Here is an 18,662-nt window from a genome sequence, read left to right on the forward strand (position 1 = left end):
GCCCGCTCCCCTACAGGGTTTGCGAGAAATCGCGGATGCCCGAGGCGATGAACTGGACGGCGATGCAGGTCAGCAGAAAGCCCATGATCTTGGTGACCGCCTGAATGCCGTGCTCGCCGAGGAATTTGGCGATCCAGGCCGAGCCGGCAAGGGCGATATAGGCGATGAGCACGGTGATCGAGATGCCGCAGATGACGATGAAATGGCCAAAGACCAGGGCGTCATCGGGGATCTGCGAGCCGTAGCTCATGACCACGGCGATCGATCCCGGGCCGGCGAGGCTGGGCATGGCCAACGGAGAGAACGAGAAATCGAGGTTGGCGCGCTTGATCTCGGTGGCTTCCGTTTCGATCGAGGCTTCTTCGCCTTCGCCCGAGAACAGCATGCGGAAGGCCAGCACCAGAATGATCAGCCCGCCGGCCACCCGGATGCCGGCCAGCGAGATGCCAAACAGCGTGATGATGCCGTTGCCGATGAACAAGAACACGGCGAGAATCGACAGGGCGTAAAGACAGGCCCGGCGCGCCTGCTGGTGCTTGCGCTCGGGCGACATGCGCTTGGTCAATTCCAGAAACAGCGGCACGGTGCTTAGCGGATTCATGATCGGCAGCAATCCGAGCGTGACGAAGGGAATGTATTTCGCGGCAAGGCCGAAATAATCCATGGGAAGATCCTGCAAAAGCATTCGCCTGGGGTCGAGCCCGGAATATAGGAACGGGGGAGGCTAGCGGACGGCCATTTTCCTTTAAAACGCGACATTTGTGGGGCGGCGAGGGGGCGTTTGGTTGGCCTTTTCTTTTTAATCGCGCACCGGCAGCGTCGTTTCATCCTTGACGCTTTCCATCACCACATAAGTATGGGTTTGCTGGACCACCGGCAGGCGCGAGATCTTTTCGCCCAGCACATGGCGGTATTCGGCGATGTCGCGGGTGCGCACCTTCAACAGGTAGTCGAAGCCGCCGGCGATCATGTGGCAGGACTGAACCTCGGGCAGGCCGCGAACGGCGGCGTTGAACTGTTCAAGCTCGGCCTCGGTCGTTCCTTTCAGGGAAACCTGGACGAAAGCCACGTGATCGGCGCCCAGCACCTGGGGATCCAGGCGGGCCTGATAGCCGTGGATCACCCCCTCGCGTTCCAGGCGGTGGACGCGTTCGGCGCAGGGGGTTTTGGTCAGATGGACCCGCCGCGCCAGTTCGACGATGGACAGCCTGCCATCGGCCTGGAGTTCGCGCAAGATGCGGCGGTCGATACGGTCGAGGGAAGCCATGCCAGTCCTTTTGCCGCCAAAAAGTTGATAGTATAGCCGTTCCGCCTGTTTGCGGCGCAAAATCAGAGACACTTCCTCCGGAAAATCGCCGAAACTTCGGGTCGATGGCCCTGCGGGTGCCATCCCCCCTCGCGCTCCCGGTCAAGGATGTTCGGCATGTCCGATCTAGCCAGCCTGCGTTTGTCTTTGCGTCGTGAACCTTTGCGGGACGAGGCGGCGGTCGTCGCCGACCGTCTCGCCGCCCTGCCGCTCGATGCCGACCGCCGTCAGGCGGTGTCCGAGGCCGGGCGGGCCCTGGTCGAACGGATGCGGGCCTCGGGCGAGGTCACGATGATGGACAACATGCTGGCCGAATACGGCCTGTCCACCGACGAGGGCGTCGCCCTGATGTGTCTGGCCGAGGCCTATTTGCGCGTTCCCGACGCCCCCACCCTCGATGCCCTGATCAAGGACAAGATCGGCGGCCGCGACTGGGCCGAGCACGCTGGCGAAAGCGGCTCGATGCTGGTCAACGCCTCGACCTGGGGGCTGATGTTCACCGGCCGGCTTTATGGGGAAAGCTGGGCCGAGGATACCTTGTTGGGATCGGTGCGCAAGATGGTGCGCCGGGTCGGCGAGCCGGTGGTGCGCACCGCCGTTGCCCAATGCATGAAGATCATGGGCGCCCAGTTCGTTCTGGGGCGGACGATCGACGAGGCGTGGAGGAACGGCGGGCCGCTGATCGAGAAGGGCTATACCTATTCCTTCGACATGCTGGGCGAGGCCGCCCGCACCGCCGCCGACGCCACCCATTATTTCAAGGCCTATGCCAATGCCATCGCCGCCGTCGGCGCGCGGGCGACCCAGGCCGATGTCCATGCCAATTCGGGCATCTCGGTCAAGCTGTCGGCCCTGCATCCGCGCTATGAGGAGGTCAACCGCGCCCGGGTGATGGCCGAACTGGTCCCCCGGCTGTCGGCCCTGGCCGAGATGGCGGCGGCGGTCAATGTCGGCATGACGGTGGACGCCGAGGAGGCCGATCGCCTGGATCTGTCGCTTTCGGTGATGGAGGCGGTGCTGCGCAATCCCAATCTGGCGGGATGGGGCGGCTTTGGTATCGTCGTCCAGGCCTATCTGAAAAGCACCCTGCCGACCATCGACTGGATCATCGCCCTGGCCCGCGACCTCGATCGCCAACTGGCGGTGCGGCTGGTCAAGGGCGCCTATTGGGACGCCGAGATTAAGACCGCCCAAAGCCTCGCCCTGCCGGCCTATCCGGTGTTCACCCGCAAGGCCTCGACCGATGTGTCCTATATGGCCTCGGCCGCCCGGCTGCTAGGCGCCCAGGACCATATCTATCCGATGTTCGCCGGCCATAACGCCCATACCGCCTCGGCGGTGCTGGAAATGGCCGGACCGGACGCGGTGTTCGAGTTCCAGCGCCTGCATGGCATGGGCGAAACCCTGCATGAGCTGCTGCGCCGCGATCATGGTCACCGCTGCCGCATCTATGCTCCGGTCGGCGTTCACAAGGATTTGCTGGCCTATCTGGTGCGCCGCCTTTTGGAAAACGGCGCCAATAGCAGCTTCGTCAATCAGGCCCTTGATAAGGACGTGCCGGCCGCCGAGCTGACCCGCGATCCGGCGACGGTGGTGGCCCAGGCCTCTTCGGTCGCCCATGCCGGCATTCCGCTGCCGCCCGCCCTGTTCGGTGCCGAGCGGGCCAATTCCAAGGGCTGGAACCTGAATAATCCGCTGATGGCCGCCGAGTTGGACGAGCGCCTGACGCCCTTCCGCGCCGCGCGTTGGTCGGCCGCGCCGATGATCGGCGCGACGCCGCCGCGCTCGGGTGGCGAGGCGGTGACCAATCCCGCCGACCGCGACGAAACCGTGGGCTTCGTGGTGAGCGCGACGGCGAACGATGTCACCGTGGCCCTGGAAACAACGACGCGGGCCTTCCCCAACTGGCGCGACCGGGCGCCGGCCGAGCGGGCCGCCCTCCTTGACCGCATCGCCGCGCTCTATGAGGAACACGCCCCCGAACTGATCGCCCTGCTCAGCCGCGAAGCCGGCAAGACGCGCTGGGACGGCATTTTGGAAGTGCGCGAGGCGGTGGATTTCTGCCGTTATTACGCGGCGCGAAGCCGGGCCGATCTGGCCGGCAGCGGTCGTAAGGGGCGCGGCGTGTTCGTCTGCATCTCGCCCTGGAACTTCCCGCTGGCGATCTTCACTGGCCAGATCGCCGCCGCCCTGGTCAGCGGCAACACGGTGATCGCCAAGCCGGCCGAGCAGACGCCGCTGATCGCCGCCCGCGCCGTGGCCCTGATGCGCGAGGCGGGGGTGCCGCCCGAGGTTTTGGCCCTGCTGCCCGGCGAGGGTGCCAGCGTCGGCGCGGCGCTGACCGCCAGTCCCTTGGTCGCCGGCGTCTGCTTCACCGGATCGACCGAGACCGCCATCGCCATCGACCGCGCCCAGGCTTCAGCCGGCACGGGCGGGGCGCCGCTGATCGCCGAGACCGGCGGCCTCAACGCCATGATCGTTGATTCCACCGCCCTGCCCGAACATGCGGTGCGCGATATCGTCGCCGGCGCCTTCCAAAGCGCCGGACAGCGCTGTTCGGCCCTGCGCGCCCTCTTCGTGCAAGAAGACATCGCCGACCACCTGCTGACCATGCTGGCCGGGGCGGTCCAGGAACTGGTGGTGGGCAATCCGTGGGAGGCGGTCACCGATGTCGGCCCGGTGATCGATGCCGAGGCCAAGGCGGTGATCACCCGCCATTGCGAGGCCCTGACGGCGGCCGGACGGCGGCTGTTCGTCCACGACAAGGCCAAGGCGGCCAAGGGCGGCGGCTTTGTTGCCCCCGTCGCCTTCTCGCTCGATCGCTTCGAGGATCTGAAGAGCGAGATCTTCGGCCCGGTGCTTCATGTCATCCGCTTCCGCAATACCGAGATCGACGCCGTTGTCGACAGCATCAACGCCGCTGGGTATGGCCTGACCCTGGGGATCCACAGCCGGGTCGACGCCCAGGTCGAACGCATCTGCAGCCGGGCCCGGGTTGGCAATATCTATGTCAACCGCAACCAGATCGGCGCGGTGGTCGGTGTCCAGCCCTTCGGCGGCGAAGGGCTGTCGGGAACCGGCCCCAAGGCCGGCGGTCCGGGCTATCTGGAGCGCTTCACCATCGCCGCCCCGGTCGCCCTGCCCGAAGTCGCCTTGCCGGCCTCCCATGGCGAGGACGCCGCGGCCGAGAATGCCCTGGACGCCGCGCGCTGGGCGGCCTCCGTCCAGCCGGCCTGGGACGGGCGGAGCGATCGTCTGGCCATTCTGGAAGCGGCCCTGCGTGCCCTGCCCGAGGCCGCCCGCCCGACGGCGAGCGCGGTTCTGGACCTAGCCAAGCCGCTGGTCGCCCCGCCGCTGGATCTGGTGGGGGTGACCGGGGAAAGCAACCGGTTGGCCCTGCATGGGCGTGGCGTGGTTCTGTGCCTGGGCGGCGGCGAGCGGCCGGCGACGGCGCTGCTGGCCCAGGCGCTGCTGGGCTTGGCGGCGGGTAACGCGGTGCTGCTGGCCGGGGATCCGGGGGCAGGGGTGATCGCCGCCCTGCGCAAGGCCCTGGCCGAGGCCGGGCTTTCGGCTGGGCTGGTTCAATCGATCGTCGCCAGCGATCTTCCTGGGCTGCTGCGCGAGATGCCACGTCTGGCCCTGGTCGCCCATGAGGGCGGCGTCGGTGGTGAAGGCCTGCGCGTCGCCCTGGCGGCGCGGTCGGGGGCCCGCGTGCCACTAGTCGCCCTGGTCGATGGCGTCGGCCGCTATGTGAGCGAACGGGTGGTGTCGATCGACACCACCGCCTCGGGCGGCAATGCCAGCCTGCTGATGCTCGACGAAGGATAAGGGCCGGGGGTCATGAGCCGACAAGGAGCTTGAGAGCGATCGTCCACATGACCAGGGCGATGATCGCTTCCAGGCTCCGCCAGGCCGAGGGCTTGGCGAAAAGCGGCTTGAGCCAGGACGAGCCATAGCCGAGCGCGAAAAAGAAAAGGAACGACGCCGCCATGGCGCCGGCGGCGAACGAGCCCTGGCGATCGGGGAACTGGGTCGAGATCGATCCCAGCAACATCACCGTATCCAGATAAACATGGGGGTTCAGCCAAGTCAGGGCGAGGCAGGTCAGCAGCGTCGCCTTCAGGCCGGCCTTCTCCGCCGCCGGGCCGACGGCGAGCGCGGCGGAGGAGCGCAGGGCCGAGCGCAGGCTGATCGCGCCATACCAGATCAGGAAGGCCGCCCCGCCATAGCGCAGCAGCGGATCAAGCCAGGGCGCCAAAGCCATCATCTTGCCAAAGCCGGCCACGCCCAGGGTGATGAGGAGGGCGTCCGACAGGGCGCAGGTCAGCGAGATGGCCAGGACATGCTCGTTGCGCAGGCCTTGGCGCAAAACGAAGGCGTTCTGCGCCCCGATGGCCACGATCAGGCTCAGACCCATGGTCAGGCCCGCGAAGAAAACCGAAACGCTCATGTCTGAGGACCACCGCTGTTTGACTTTACAGGGGGTGCGATAGCATGGTCCCATGAGTAAGCATAATTAAACAAACTAATCAGACATTAGAGATTTTAACGATGATCGACTATCCCGCCGCCCTCGCCGTCGCCCTGGTCGTCCAGACGGGAAGCTTCGAGAAAGCGGCGAAAGCCCTGCATGTGACCCCCTCGGCCATCTCGCAGCGCGTCAAAATGATCGAGGACCGCTTGGGGGTCTCGCTGATCGAAAGGGGGACGCCTTGTATCGCCACCGAGAAGGGCGAATGGTTGTGCCGGCATATGGACCATGTCGGCATGCTTGAAAAAGACCTGATCAAGCACATGCCGGGTTTGGCCGAGGCGGGCGCCGACCCTTTGCACAGGGTGACGCTGACCCTGGCGACCAATGCCGACAGCCTGGGAACATGGTTCCTTGGCGCGGTGGCGCCCTTCGCCCGGAGCACGGATTTTCTTGTGTCGATCGCCGTCGATGATGAGGATTACACGGCCGACTGGCTGCACCGCGGCCGGGTGCTCGCCGCCGTCACCTCTCTGGCCAAGCCGGTCAAGGGATGCCGGGTGACGCGTCTGGGCGCCTTGCGCTATCAGGCGACGGCCAGCCCGGAGTTCTTTGAGCGCTATTTCGCCCGCGGCGTGACGCCCGAGACCCTCGCCCGGGCGCCGGCCCTGACCTTCAGCCAGAAGGACCGCCTTCAGCGCGACTGGATAAGGCGGACCTTGGGCCAGTCCGTAAGCTTCCCCACCCACTGGCTGCCCTCGACGCAGGGCTTTGTCGATGCCTGTCTCGCCGGGATGGGATGGGGCATGAACCCCGCCCAGATGGTGGGCGCCCATCTGCAAGCGGGGCGTCTGGTCGAAATCCTGCCCGGGCGGACGCTTGATAGTCCGCTGTTCTGGCAGGTGAACCGCCTTGCCGCCGATCAGCTTGCCGATCTGACGCGCGCGGTTGTCGGTCAGGCGTCCCGGGCCCTGATACAGCCCTCCGCCGAGAGCGACCCGCCCGAGGTTTGACGGGCCCCGGCGTGGGTGCGGGCGAAGACCAGGAAATCCTCGGCGCTCAAGGGCTTGGAAAACAAATAGCCCTGGGCGGTGAAACAGCCCATTTCGGTGACGATCCGCGCCTCCTCCTCGGTTTCCACGCCCTCGGCGGTGATGTCGAAGCCAAGCTCATGGCCAAGGCCGATGATCAAGCCGACGATCTTGCGCATATCGGCCTGTTCGGCGAGGCCCGAGACGAAGCTGCGGTCGATCTTCAAGGTGTCGATGGGCAGGCTGCGCAGATAGCTGAGCGAGGAATAGCCCGTGCCGAAATCATCCAGGGCCAGCAGAAATCCCTTATCCTTTAGGGCTTTGAGAAGCGATACGGTATGCGTTAGGTCGTCGATGACGATGCTTTCGGTGATTTCCAGTTTGAGCCGGGTCGTCGCCACGCCTTCCTCGGCGGCGATGGAAACCAGCTTGTCGATCAGATCGGGTTCGCGCATCTGGCGGACCGACAGATTGACGGCGATCCGCGCGTCATCTTGCGAAACCTTCAGCGAGCGGATCATGGCGCAGCTTTGGCGGAAGACCGAATAGCCGATATCGACGATATGGCCCGAGGTTTCCGCCGCCGGGATGAACAGCGACGGCGCGATCATCGTGCCATCGCCATCGCGCCAGCGGACCAGGGCCTCGCCGCCGTGGCAACTGCGATCGGCCAAGCGGATCTTGGGTTGGAAGACGGCGACGAAGGCCTCCGAGACGACGCCCGCGCCCAGCTTTGAGATGACGCCGATATGGGCGCGGATTTCCTCCTCCATCGCCACCGCATAGGTCAGCCCGCCGCCGCGCTTGATGTTGCGGGCCTTTTGCATGGCGATGCCGGCGCGCTGGACCAGGATTTGCGCGGTGTCGTGTTCGGAGGTCGAGACCGAGGTGCCATGGGAGAACGAGACCGGCAGGGTCATCGAGTCAAGCGGCAAACCCGCGCGGAAATCGCCCGCCAGTTGGTCGGCCAAAGGTCCAACCTGATCGACGGGGCCGCCGATCACCGTGGCCAGGGTTTCCTGTCCGACGCGGAACACCTCGCCGCGCTCTTGCAAGCGGTGGCGGAAGGCATTGGCCAGCAGGCCGATCATGCGATCGCCGATCACCCGCCCCAGGGTATCGCTGATCGCCGAAAAGCCCTCAAGGGAAAAAAAGGTCACGGCCACCGGCTGGCGCCGCTGCAGGTATTGGTCGATCAGGCTCTGGCAGGCCGCCAGATTGGGCAGCCCCGTCGCCTCGTCGTGGAACGCCTGAAGGCTGATCTGCTCGAACAGGCTGATGGTGTCGAAGCCGGCGGCCATGTTGACGCAGAACACCTCGACCAGCTTGCGGTCCGTATCGCCCAGCGTTTTCGCCACCTCCATCAGCACGGCCAGGGAATCGCCGTTGGGCGTGGCGATATAGAGCGCCATGGAGCCGTGATCGAAGGACGAGCGTCGGCTTTCCAGGGTGCGGCGCAGGATTTCGGCGGTCTGGTGGTCGCCGATATCGGACAGCGGCCGGCCGATATCGGCGCTCAGCGGTCCGGCGGCGGCAAGGACGAACCCCTCGTCGCCGGTCATCGCCATCGACGCGGTGGCTCCGGGACGGCGATTCCGGCGGGCGAGAACGATCCCCGAGCGTTCGGTGCCCAGCAGTCCGGCAAGCTGGGTCAGCACCCCTTCGGCGAAGATCGCCATCGACGGCGAGGCCAGCAGGTCGGCCGAGGCGCGCACGATCTTGTCCAGGCCGTCGCGGCTGGCGGCGATCACCGCCATCTGGCGATAGGAGCGCAAGGCGGTGGTCAGGATGCTGATCAACCGCCCGCGATTGAGTTCGGATTTGGTGCGGTAATCGTTGATGTCATAGTCCTGGATGACCGTGGCCTCGGGGGCGTAACCGGGCTGGCCGGTGCGCAAGACGATGCGCAGCAGATCCCGCGCCGGGTCGGAGCGGATCCAGCGGACAAGGTCGAGGCCGGCGTCCTCGCGCTCCATCACCACATCGAGCAGGGCGACGGCGATGTCGGAGCGGCTGGACAAGATAGCGCGGGCTTGCGCGGCGCTATAGGCGTGAAGCGTTTCCAGGTCGTAATCGAGCAGGCGCACGCCACGCAGAGCGAGCCGCGAGACATCATGGACATCCTGGTCATCATCGACGATGAGGATCGGCCATGTCTTGGCCGTCAAGGAGGGGGAAATTTCCTCGTCTTCGAAGATCTCTATCAGATCCTCATTCGGTGTCATGGCGTTAGGGCCTCCTTGGGCCGGACGGGCTGCTCGACGGGCTTTTCGGCGGGGGCGACGCGGGGCAGGGTGAGGGTAAAGCGGGTTCCCTCGCCCTCGACGCTGTCCACCGTCAGGCCACCGCCAAGAATTTTGGTGACGATGCCATAGACGATGTGAAGTCCCAGGCCGCTGCCCCCTTGTCCCAGGCGGGTCGTAAAGAAGGGGTCAAAGATTTTGGGCAGAATCGCCGGAGCGATGCCCCGGCCATTGTCGCTGACGCCAATGGTCACGGACTGGGCTTCTACGCTGCGAGTGATGATGCGGATCTCTCCGGAGTCGTGGTCATCGAAGCCATGGACAACGGCATTGGTGACAAGGTTGCCGATGACCTGGGCCAGGGATCCGGGAAAGCTGTCCATCGTGACCGCGGCGGCGAGATCAAGGCTGACGGTGATCGGGCGATAGCGGAACGACGGCTTGAGCGCGGTGATCACCTCTTGGATCGTCTGATCCAAAAGGAAGCTCCGGCGCTGGTCGTTGGTCTGATCGACGGCCACCTGCTTGAAGGTACCGACAAGCCGGCCGGCCTGTTCAAGGCTGCGAACCAGCAGGTCGCAGGCCTCCTCGGTGGTTGCGACGTAAGCGGCGATGGCTTGCCGGGAGATCCGCCCCGAGGCGGTCAGGGTGGCGAAGGCGCGGGTATGGTCCTTCAGCGTCGTCGCCGCCACCAGGGCGTTGCCGACGGGAGTGTTCACCTCATGGGCCACGGCGGCGACCATCGCCCCCAGCGAGGCCAGCTTTTCCGAGCGCACCAATTCGGCTTGGGTGCGGGTCAAGGTGTCGACCAGCGCCGCCAACTCGGCGGTTCGGTCCCTCACCAGGGTTTCGACGTTCTCATAGAGCAGACGATAGTTTTCGCGCGACTCGAACAAGGTGTGCTCGGCCGCTTCGCGCCGGGCATCGGCCACCGCCTGGGATCTTTGGGCAAGACGGAAGACCACGGCGGTGACAACGCAGAGAAAGACGAAGCCAAGCCCCCCCGTCGCCATGCGGTGGACCCAGGTTTTTACGAGAAGCGACTTCTTCATGCTAGCGACGATGGTTCCCGAAAGCGCCGGGAAGGGCAGGGTGACGGCGATCTCGTCTTCAAGGATCGGCCAGTCGATCAGCGGGGCCGGCCCCTCCTGGGGCGGGAAGCCGCCGGCGAGGGCGGGGAGAACGGTGCCCTCCAGGCGCCGCATGTCGGCGGCGGAGATCGGATGGATGTTTTGCACGCCGCGATCGGCGCGCAGCATCCAGATGCGTTGATCGGCGAAGGCGTCCAGGGCGCGCCAGACGTTGACGGCGGCATTGGAATCGATGCCCCCGGCGACAACGGCGATAACGGTTCCGTTTTCGTCGCGGACGGCCTTGCGGATGGGAAAAACCCAGCGCTTCAAAAACGGACTGTAATAAATCTCCCCGAAAACCGCGGCCTTGCTATCCAGGGCTTGCAGGAAGGTTTCGCGAGTGTCGGGATTGGTCAGAAGATTGGGAAGGGGATCGTGGCTGTCCTCGCTGAGGGCGCGGATCTGACCATCGACGGCGATCACGGACAAGACGGTGAAAGCCGGCAGGGTGCCAAGGCTTTTGGTCAAGATCGCCCGGCCCTTCGTCGGGTCGCTCAGCCCGTCGCTGTCGATCAACTGATCGGCGAGGGCATCGAGAGAGCTTTCAAAGCCGGCGAAGGTGGTCTGCGAGGCCGAACGGAAGGTCAGCGCCGTATAGTGGAGCTGGATCATCGCGTCGTTGCGAACATCCATCCAGGTTATCGCGGCATAGACGGCAAGGGCGACCACCTGCCCGATCAGGGTCAGCAGGAAAAACCGATTGAGTGGTGCGGATCCGGCCAAGGCCAAGCCTCCCTAAGACGCCCTTCGGGGAGCGAGCATAAGGGGATTGTAGACTTTGGGGGAATTGTCTTTTGGGTAATATAGGCTTTCGACCTATCGGTCTGGCCGGCTAACCCAGGGATTGGATCTCTGGGGGAGGGCCCTTTGCGCCGCGATGGGCGCAAGCGGGTCCCTAAACAAACTCGTAGTAGATCGAGGCAAAATGGCAGGCGGCGGCGGCCAGGACCAGAAGATGCCAAAAAGCGTTCTGGAAGGGCAGGCGCTTGAACGAATGAAAGGCGGTGCCGATCGTGTAAAGAATGCCGCCGATGAACACCAAAACGATGGCTGGCATCGACAGGGCGTCCGACAACGGGCCGATGACGGTCAGGATCGCCCACCCCATCGCCAGATAGAGAACAAGGCTGAGGCGTTCCCATCCATAGGGCAGCAACAGCTTGCTGGCGACGCCAAGCACCGCCGTTGTCCAGATCGCCCCGCAAAGCCATCCCCCCATTTCCCCGCCCAGACCAAGCAGGGCGAAGGGGGTATAGGTTCCGGCGATCATCACGAAGATCATCGCGTGGTCGATGCGCCGGAGGATATGCTTGAGCGTTCCGTGGGAGGCCAGATTATAGGCCGCGGAGGCGCTCAGCATACCAACCAGACCAAGGCCGTAGATCGCGCTCGCCGTTGTCGTCCGCCCACCATCCCACCCGGCGATCACCAGCCAAACGGCGGCGATAAGACCGAGGGGAACGCCCAGCATGTGGATCGCCGCATCGGCGATCCGCTCGGCACGGGTATAAGTCGGAAACAATGAGCCCGACATAGCGACCTCCGGGATCAGCGGCGGCGGGGCTGGCGGGGAGGGGGGCGGTTGCCGCCACCGGTGACCGGGCCAGGAGGGCCGCCGACCTTATGACGATAGGTGATACGCGCCTTGGTCAGATCGTAAGGAGTCATTTCCATGTCGACGCGGTCGCCGACCATGATCCGAATGCGGTGCTTCTTCATCTTGCCCGCGGAATAGGCCATCACTTCGTGGCCGTTATCCAACTGCACCTTGAATCGAGAGTCCGGGAGAACGTCGGTGACGACGCCGTCCATCTCGATAAGCTCTTCTTTCGCCATTCCCACTTCCTTGTTGTCGGGGAAGGGCCCGTCCGCATGGACCGCCGCACCTTCTCCCCTCGTCCTGATCTCTCGATACTTACCCGAAAAATCCGCCGCCGTCCGCCGAGGAATGCGCGGATCGTCATTGGGCGTTCGGAAAAGCCGCCCGGCCCCGGCAAGCAGGGACCACTTTGCGGTGGTAACCTGCCCGCGGAGCGGGGCACGGGGCTTGCCCGCGTTGTATGGTCTTCGTCTGCGTGTCAGCTGCCTGGGCCGGCGTCAAGCTTTAACAGGAAAGCCTGACGCATCCTTGGCCCAACCCGGGGCCCGACAGCCTTCGCCAAGCCGAAAGCCCGACGAAAAAATAACCCGGACCCGGGGTCCGGGGAGTCCAAACAGCCGGGCCGAGAGGCCCGGATAGGGTTACGCCATCCGGATCATACCGGCCATGGCGCCGCCGAAACGGGGTCGGGTCAGCCGATAGGCGACCCGCTGACCGTCGCGCAGCGAGCGCAGGCCGGAGCGGTCCAGGGCGGGCATATCAACGGCGATGTCGCCACCGCCGTCATCGGGACGGATGAAACCATAGCCATTGATGGTGTCGAACCAGGTAATCGTGCCAGTAAGCATTATGCTTTTCTCCTTTTTGTCTGGCGCATAGGGTAGGCGAACGCACCGCGAAAGGCGGGATTCGTCATCAAATCGTCAGAGGGAAAAGCCAAAACAAAGCGGGCGGGCAATTCTGGGACGTCACTCTACTAATTTGATGAACCCTACATAGGGCGAAAGAGTGAAAAAGTCAATAATCCCCCCGAAGGGCACTTGGCCGGCGGGGCGTGAAGACTGAAAAAGGGGCGCGGGGTCAGAGGGAAAAGCGCAGTTGCGCCTTTGTGCCTCGGGAAACCGCGGGATAGGTCACCTCGCTGCCCAGGCTTTTGGCCATGGCGGCCATGATGCGGGTGCCAAGGCCGGTTCCCCGGGGCGGCGCGCCCGGATCGCGGCCCTGACCGAAATCCTCGACGTCAAGAAGGACCTCGGCGCCTTCTTGGTGGCAGCGCAGGCGGATTTCGCCGCAACTGCCCTCGGGATAGGCGTATTTACAGGCGTTGGTCAGCAATTCGGACACGATGACGCCCACCGAGACGGCCTTGTCGGTGGGGATGAGCACCGGCTGGGTGTCGACGCGGATGGTGTGGTGGCACCTGGCCGAGGTCATGGCCGATTCGATGTCGGCGACCAAGCTTTTCAGGTATTCGTCGATGCCGACGAAGCGCACGTCTTCCGAGGTGTACAATCGGCGATGGATGCCGCCGACGGCGACGATGCGGCCCCAGGTTTCCTCCAGGGCGGCGCGCGCCTTGGGGTCTTCGACCACCTGACCTTGCATGCGGACCAGGGCGGCGACCAGGGCCAGACTATTGGCGACGCGGTGGTTGACCTCGCGCAGCAAGATCTCGGCCCGATCCTTGGCCTCGCGGACCTCGCGCTCGGCCCGGCTTCTTTCGCGGCGCGCCTGGGCGATCTCCAGGGCCTGATCGATGGCGATCGACAGCAGGTCGAGGAAGGCGCCGCCGACATCCTTGACCACATAGTCCGAGGCGCCGGCCTTCATCGCCGCCACCGCCACCCCGGTGTCGCCCGTTCCGGTGACATAGACCACCGGCGGCGCGTCCTCGCGCTCGGCCAGGGCCGACAGCACCTCCATGCCGGTGCCGCCGGGCATCTCGTGATCAAGGGCGACCACGTCGATGCCGCCCTGATCGATGCGGGCCAGCCCCTCGCGGGCGCTGAGCGCGACTTCGACGATCAGATTGTGACGTTCAAGCCGCTTCTGAGCCAGCCGGACCGTCCCTGGATCGTCATCGATATAAAGGACACGGGGGCTGGCGTGTGTCACTTAGTTGGTCTCCGGGACCTGCATGACGGAAAAGAACAGTCCAAGTTGGCGGATGGCATTGGCGAAATTTTCGTAATTCACCGGCTTTGTAATATAGACGTTGGCGCCAAGATCGTAGCAGCGCTGGATTTCCCTTTGATCATCGGTCGTGGTCAGGATGACCACGGGAGAACGCCGGGTATGGGGGTTTTCTTTGACCAGTTTAAGGATGTCGATCCCGGTCATATCGGGCAGATTGAGATCGAGCAGCACCAGTTGGGCCCGGCCGGCGCTGACCCGACCGGATTTGTCGTCGCCAAACAGGTAGTTCAAAGCCGACGTTCCGTCGGTGAAGGCGATGATCTCGTTGTTCACCCCGGCGCGGCGGATGTTCTTTTCGATCAAGCGGGCGTGGCCAAGATCATCCTCGATCATCACGATGGTGACGGACTGGGCGGCACTGCTCATGACGGTTCGATCTCCAGATAGGGCCCTACGTCGAAAGGTAGGGTTATATGAAAGGTGGTCCCCTGTCCAGGCACCGAGCCGACCGTGATCTCGCCGCCCAAACGCCGCACCAAAGTGCGGACATGGGCCAGTCCGATGCCCTCTCCGGGCTGGTCTTGCTCGCCGGAGCGACGGAACAGATCGAAGATCCGCTCATGGTCCTTCGGCTCGATCCCGCGGCCGGTGTCGGCCACCTGGAACAGGGCGCGCCCGCGGTCGATCCGCCCGGTGATCGTGACGGCGCAGGGGCGGCCGGGAAGGCGGTATTTTATGGCGTTGTCGATCAGGTTGGCGAAAATCTGGCTGAGCGCCAGCCGATCCGAGACGATTTCGGGCAGGTTTTTATCGACGCTGACCGTCGAACCGGTGTCTTGGATGCTGTGGGTGGTGGTGGAGACCACGCTTTCCACCAGCGCCGTCATGTCGAGGCGTTCGGGGCTGATCGTGCGGCGGCCTTCGCGCGACAGCCGCAAGATGGCGTTGATCAAGCCGTCCATCTTGGCCGTCGAGGAGCGGATGAAGCCCACGGCTTCGGGCATGTCTTCAAAGATGGTGACACGAAGATCGCGCTCATCCTCGCTGAGCGCTCCGTCGCCCGTCTCGATCGGGTGGCGCGCCTGGAGGTCCTTCAGCCCAGCTTCGAGTTCGGCGGTGAAGCCCATGACGTTGACCAGCGGCGAGCGCAGATCGTGGCTGACGATATAGGCGAAGCGCTGGATCTCCTCGTTCGCCCGCTGAACCTCCTGGGTGCGGCCGCGCACCCGGCTTTCCAGGCTTTCGTTGAGCGAGCGCAATTGCGCCTGGGCCTGGGCCAGACTGGAATTGGCCCTGACGATCAGCCAGAAGGCGGTGCCGGCCACGCAGAGAATGAACAGTCCGCCGAAGGTCACCGCCCAGAACAGATAGGCCGAGCGGGTTTTCATCTCCTCGGACTGGGTCTGCAGGGCGCTTCTGAGCTCGGCCAGGGTGTCTTCCAGAACGGTTCGCGCCTGATCCATGGTCGTCTTGCCCGACCCGGCCAGGACCAGGGCCAGGGCCTCGTCCCATCGCCCGGCCTGGGCCAGATCCACCGTACGGGCCAATTCGGCGAGCTTGGCGTCGATCAGCGGCGTCAATTTGGCGCCAAGCCCGCTTTCCCAAGGGGTGTCCTGGATCAAGGCGTTCATAAGCCGCCGCTGTTCGCTCATCCGCGACAGCGCGTCGTGATAGGGCTGAAGATAGGCTGGGTCATGGGTCAGCAAATAGCCGCGCTGTCCGGTTTCCGCGTCCTGAAGCCCGCGGAAGGTGCGGGTCGCCCGCATATAGATCTCTTGGGTCTGGTCAAACGAGGTGGCGTAGATCTGCGTGCGATTGCCCAGCCAGACGGTCGCGAACAACAAGAGGGCCAATCCGGCGAAGGCCGCGAGCAGAAGCGGAGCCGTCACTTTGGTGGAGGCGGGGGTGAGCGAGGGCATCGGGTGGCGGGCTTTCGCGGCGGGCGGGATGGGTGGGCGACGGGGTGGCGGCGGGACGGGCGCGCCTCGCCCCCTCTGGAGACCCGACCCAAACGCCGTGCCCTCCCTCCGGGTTCCGGGGAATCGTCTTTTCCCGAAGGCGTCCGGTGGGGCGGGCGGAGCGGCGCGCGGCAAGGGCGATAGCGGCCTTTCCCGCCATCGCCGCGTTCCTCTGGTCCCGTCGCGCAAAAGCTGCCGCGTCAAAGGGGCCTCCTTTGACGCGGTGAGGTCTAGTCGTGGTCGGTGACCCCGGCCTCGGCGAAGGTGGACATGCCCATATGGCACTGGCAGGCGGCCTTGAGCAGCGGCACCGCTGTGACCGCGCCCGTCGCCTCGCCCAGGGCCATGCCGATGTCAAGCAGCGGGTCGAGGCCGAGGGCCTTGACCAGCCGGCGGTGGCCGGGTTCGCGCGAGACGTGGCCAAGGACGCAATGGTCAAGGGCGTCGGCGGCGACGGCCTTCAGGCAGGCGGCGGCCGAACACACGATGAAACCATCCAGGACCACCGGCACCCGGGCGAGGCGGGCGGCGATGATGCCGCCGGCGATGGCGGCCAATTCGCGCCCGCCCAGGCGGCGCAGGATCTCCAGGCCGTCGCCGGCCTTGGCGTGACGGGCCGCCCCTTCGGCCACCACCTTGATCTTGGTATCAAGCGCCGAACCGCTGACGCCGCTGCCCGGACCGGTCCAATCCTCGGCCGTGCCGCCATAGAGGGCGAGGGCGATGGCGGCGGCGGCGGTGGTGTTGGCGATGCCCATCTCGCCCAGGCACAGGCAATCGGCGCCGGCCAGATCCATCCCCAGGCCGATATTAAGCGCGGCCACCACCTCGGCCTCGTCCATCGCCGGTTCCTGGTTGAAGGGCTTGGTCGGATGGTCAAGGTCGATCTCGGTCACCCCCAGGCGAACGCCGAAGGCCCGGCACAGCTGGTTGATGGCGGCGCCGCCCTTGCGGTAATTGGCGACCATCTGCAGCGTGACCTCGGGCGGGAAGGCCGAAACGCCCAGGGCGGCGACTCCGTGATTGCCGGCGAAGACATGGGCGACGGGCGCCTGCATGGCCGGCGGATGGCGTCCTTGCCAAGCGCTCAGGAAGGCGGCGAGCTGTTCGATCCGTCCCAGCGCGCCCCGGGGCTTGGTCAGCTGCGGCTCGCGGGCCAGGGCGATATCGCGACAGACGGTGTCGGGGCCGGGAAGGGTGCCGAGAAGGACGCGCAGGTCGTCAAGGGTCTGGATCATTGGCAAGGGGTTTCTTCCTGATAAGGCGGGTGAGGACTGGCAAGACGCGGTACGATCCGCTATGGGAAGAGCCCCGGACGGGGCAAGCGGCCCGTTCTTTGACTGGTGATTACACCCCTTGACCGATCAAACCAAGCCTTCGTGGACTGCCGACCGTGGTGCCGATCTGCTCGGCGCCTTGTTCTTCCTGACCCGTTTGCCGACGCCGACGACCCATACCCCGCCCCCCTTCACCCGGGCGGTCTGGGCCTTTCCGCTGGCCGGCGCCCTGGTTGGGTTGATCGGCGCCCTGGCGGTGGGCGGTGCCCAAGCCCTGGGCCTGTCGCCGACCCTGGCCGCCCTGCTGGGCGTCAGCGTCATGGCCCTGGTCACCGGGGCCATGCACGAGGACGCCGTGGCCGATATCGCCGATGGCTTCGGCGGTGGACGGACGCGCGAGCGGGTGCTTGAGATCATGCGCGACAGCCGGGTTGGCGCCTTTGGCGTCACCGCCCTGGTGCTGGTTTTGGCGCTGCGCGTCGCCGCCCTCGCTGCCCTGGCCGGCGGACCCTGGGCGATGGCGGCGCTGGTCTGTGCCGCCGGCCTGGGGCGCGGCGCGGCGGTGCTGATGCTGGGGTTGTTACCGCCGGCGCGCACCGATGGCCTGGGCGCCAGTTTCGGCCGGCCCCAACAGGCGTCTTTGGCTTTCGCCCTGATCTTGTGCCTGGTGCTGGCGGTGGTTTTGTTGCCCGGCGCCGCCCCGGCCGTCGCCCTGGTCGGCATGGTGGCGCCGACCCTTTATCTGGCTTGGCGGGCCAAGGTGCGGATCGGAGGGCAGACCGGCGATGTGGCCGGCGCCGCCGCCCTGATCGGCGAGACCCTGGCCCTGGTCGGGCTGTCGGCGATGCTGGGGGCGGCCCCATGAGGACGCCGGGCGCGCGGCCGGCCGAGGCCACCCGCTGGTGGTGGATCCGCCATGCCCCGGTGCCCGATCCCGAGGGCCGCATTCTTGGCCAGCTTGATACCGCCTGCGATACCTCCGATCGCGATGTCTTCGACGTGCTGGCCAGCCGGCTGCCCGGCGGGGCGGTGTTGATCGTCACCCCCTTGCTGCGCACCCGCCAGACCGCCGACGCCCTGGAACTGGCCGGGGCCCGCCTTCTTCCCCCGGAAGAAGAGCCGGCCTTTCTTGAACAGGATTTCGGCCACTGGCAGGGGCGGACCTGGGGGGCCTTGATGACGCTTACCCCCCCCGATCAGGCGGTTGAGGCCTTTTGGCGCTCGCCCGGCACCACGGCGCCGCCGGCCGGGGAAAGCTTCGCCATGGTGATGGACAGGGTGGCCCGGGCGGTGGAAGCTTGGAGCGCGCGCCTGGGCGTGCGCGACGTGGTCGCCATCGCCCATGCCGGCACCATTCGCGCCGCCGTGGCCCAGGCTTTGGGGCTGTCGCCCGATACCGCCCTGCGCTTGGTCATCGATCCGCAATCGCTGACCCGCATCGACCACTTCGTCGCCTCGGGCGGCTGGGCGGTGCGGTCGATGAACGAGACCTTACCTTAGAGCGGCG

16 protein-coding genes are annotated in these 18,662 nt (G+C 65.7%); 4 read left to right on the plus strand and 12 right to left on the minus strand.

Features of this window, described 5'->3' with window-relative positions; all coding sequences use genetic code 11:
- Positions 1-10: 10 nt before the first annotated feature.
- Together RRU_RS03405 and RRU_RS03410 are read right to left on the minus strand one after the other, a co-directional pair.
- Positions 11-664, minus strand: coding sequence for a MarC family NAAT transporter (locus tag RRU_RS03405; RefSeq protein WP_011388412.1), 654 nt, complete (start codon positions 662-664; stop codon positions 11-13).
- 135 nt (positions 665-799) lie between these two features.
- Positions 800-1,267, minus strand: a complete 468-nt coding sequence (locus tag RRU_RS03410) for an Lrp/AsnC ligand binding domain-containing protein (protein WP_014625985.1) — start codon at positions 1,265-1,267, stop codon at positions 800-802.
- Positions 1,268-1,423: 156 nt separating this feature from the next.
- On the opposite strand from RRU_RS03410, the gene putA reads away from it, so the two are divergent.
- Positions 1,424-5,134, plus strand: a complete 3,711-nt coding sequence (gene putA, locus RRU_RS03415) for a bifunctional proline dehydrogenase/L-glutamate gamma-semialdehyde dehydrogenase PutA (protein WP_011388414.1) — start codon at positions 1,424-1,426, stop codon at positions 5,132-5,134.
- A gap of 10 nt (positions 5,135-5,144) precedes the next feature.
- On the opposite strand, the gene RRU_RS03420 is transcribed toward putA, so the two are convergent.
- Positions 5,145-5,756, minus strand: a complete 612-nt coding sequence (locus tag RRU_RS03420; protein ID WP_011388415.1) for a LysE/ArgO family amino acid transporter — start codon at positions 5,754-5,756, stop codon at positions 5,145-5,147.
- 101 nt (positions 5,757-5,857) lie between these two features.
- Between RRU_RS03420 and RRU_RS03425 the strand changes: the two genes are divergently transcribed.
- Positions 5,858-6,790, plus strand: a complete 933-nt coding sequence (locus tag RRU_RS03425; protein ID WP_011388416.1) for a LysR family transcriptional regulator ArgP — start codon at positions 5,858-5,860, stop codon at positions 6,788-6,790.
- On the opposite strand, the gene RRU_RS03430 is transcribed toward RRU_RS03425, so the two are convergent.
- The 9 genes from RRU_RS03430 to cobT all read right to left on the minus strand — a co-directional run bounded on the left by RRU_RS03430 (position 6,733) and on the right by cobT (position 17,116).
- On the minus strand, positions 6,733-9,033 hold the full coding sequence (locus tag RRU_RS03430; RefSeq protein ID WP_011388417.1) for a putative bifunctional diguanylate cyclase/phosphodiesterase: 2,301 nt from the start codon (positions 9,031-9,033) through the stop codon (positions 6,733-6,735). The genes RRU_RS03425 and RRU_RS03430 overlap by 58 nt on opposite strands.
- Positions 9,030-10,907, minus strand: a complete 1,878-nt coding sequence (locus tag RRU_RS03435) for an ATP-binding protein (protein ID WP_011388418.1) — start codon at positions 10,905-10,907, stop codon at positions 9,030-9,032. The genes RRU_RS03430 and RRU_RS03435 overlap by 4 nt, the downstream gene beginning before the upstream one ends.
- 172 nt (positions 10,908-11,079) lie before the next feature.
- Positions 11,080-11,718 (minus strand): PAQR family membrane homeostasis protein TrhA, encoded by a 639-nt coding sequence (trhA, locus tag RRU_RS03440; protein WP_011388419.1) that lies wholly within the window; start codon positions 11,716-11,718, stop codon positions 11,080-11,082.
- A gap of 14 nt (positions 11,719-11,732) precedes the next feature.
- Positions 11,733-12,020, minus strand: coding sequence for a translation initiation factor IF-1 (gene infA / locus RRU_RS03445; RefSeq protein WP_011388420.1), 288 nt, complete (start codon positions 12,018-12,020; stop codon positions 11,733-11,735).
- 405 nt (positions 12,021-12,425) lie between these two features.
- On the minus strand, positions 12,426-12,632 hold the full coding sequence (locus tag RRU_RS03450) for a cold shock domain-containing protein (RefSeq protein WP_011388421.1): 207 nt from the start codon (positions 12,630-12,632) through the stop codon (positions 12,426-12,428).
- 232 nt (positions 12,633-12,864) lie between these two features.
- A complete protein-coding gene (locus RRU_RS03455) occupies positions 12,865-13,899 on the minus strand; it encodes a sensor histidine kinase (protein WP_011388422.1) in 1,035 nt (344 codons plus the stop codon).
- Positions 13,900-14,346, minus strand: coding sequence for a response regulator (locus RRU_RS03460; RefSeq protein WP_011388423.1), 447 nt, complete (start codon positions 14,344-14,346; stop codon positions 13,900-13,902). It abuts the gene before it with no gap.
- Positions 14,343-15,839, minus strand: coding sequence for a sensor histidine kinase (locus RRU_RS03465; protein ID WP_014625987.1), 1,497 nt, complete (start codon positions 15,837-15,839; stop codon positions 14,343-14,345). Before RRU_RS03465 ends, RRU_RS03460 begins: the two co-directional genes overlap by 4 nt.
- 269 nt (positions 15,840-16,108) lie before the next feature.
- Positions 16,109-17,116 (minus strand): nicotinate-nucleotide--dimethylbenzimidazole phosphoribosyltransferase, encoded by a 1,008-nt coding sequence (gene cobT, locus RRU_RS03470; protein WP_011388425.1) that lies wholly within the window; start codon positions 17,114-17,116, stop codon positions 16,109-16,111.
- A gap of 118 nt (positions 17,117-17,234) precedes the next feature.
- Here cobT and cobS point away from each other — a divergent pair, with 118 nt between their 5' ends.
- Together cobS and RRU_RS03480 are read left to right on the plus strand one after the other, a co-directional pair.
- A complete protein-coding gene (gene cobS, locus RRU_RS03475) occupies positions 17,235-18,020 on the plus strand; it encodes an adenosylcobinamide-GDP ribazoletransferase (protein ID WP_011388426.1) in 786 nt (261 codons plus the stop codon).
- Positions 18,017-18,655, plus strand: a complete 639-nt coding sequence (locus tag RRU_RS03480; protein ID WP_011388427.1) for a histidine phosphatase family protein — start codon at positions 18,017-18,019, stop codon at positions 18,653-18,655. Before cobS ends, RRU_RS03480 begins: the two co-directional genes overlap by 4 nt.
- Positions 18,656-18,662 lie beyond the last annotated feature (7 nt).

The organism is Rhodospirillum rubrum ATCC 11170, assembly GCF_000013085.1.
Classification (GTDB): domain Bacteria; phylum Pseudomonadota; class Alphaproteobacteria; order Rhodospirillales; family Rhodospirillaceae; genus Rhodospirillum; species Rhodospirillum rubrum.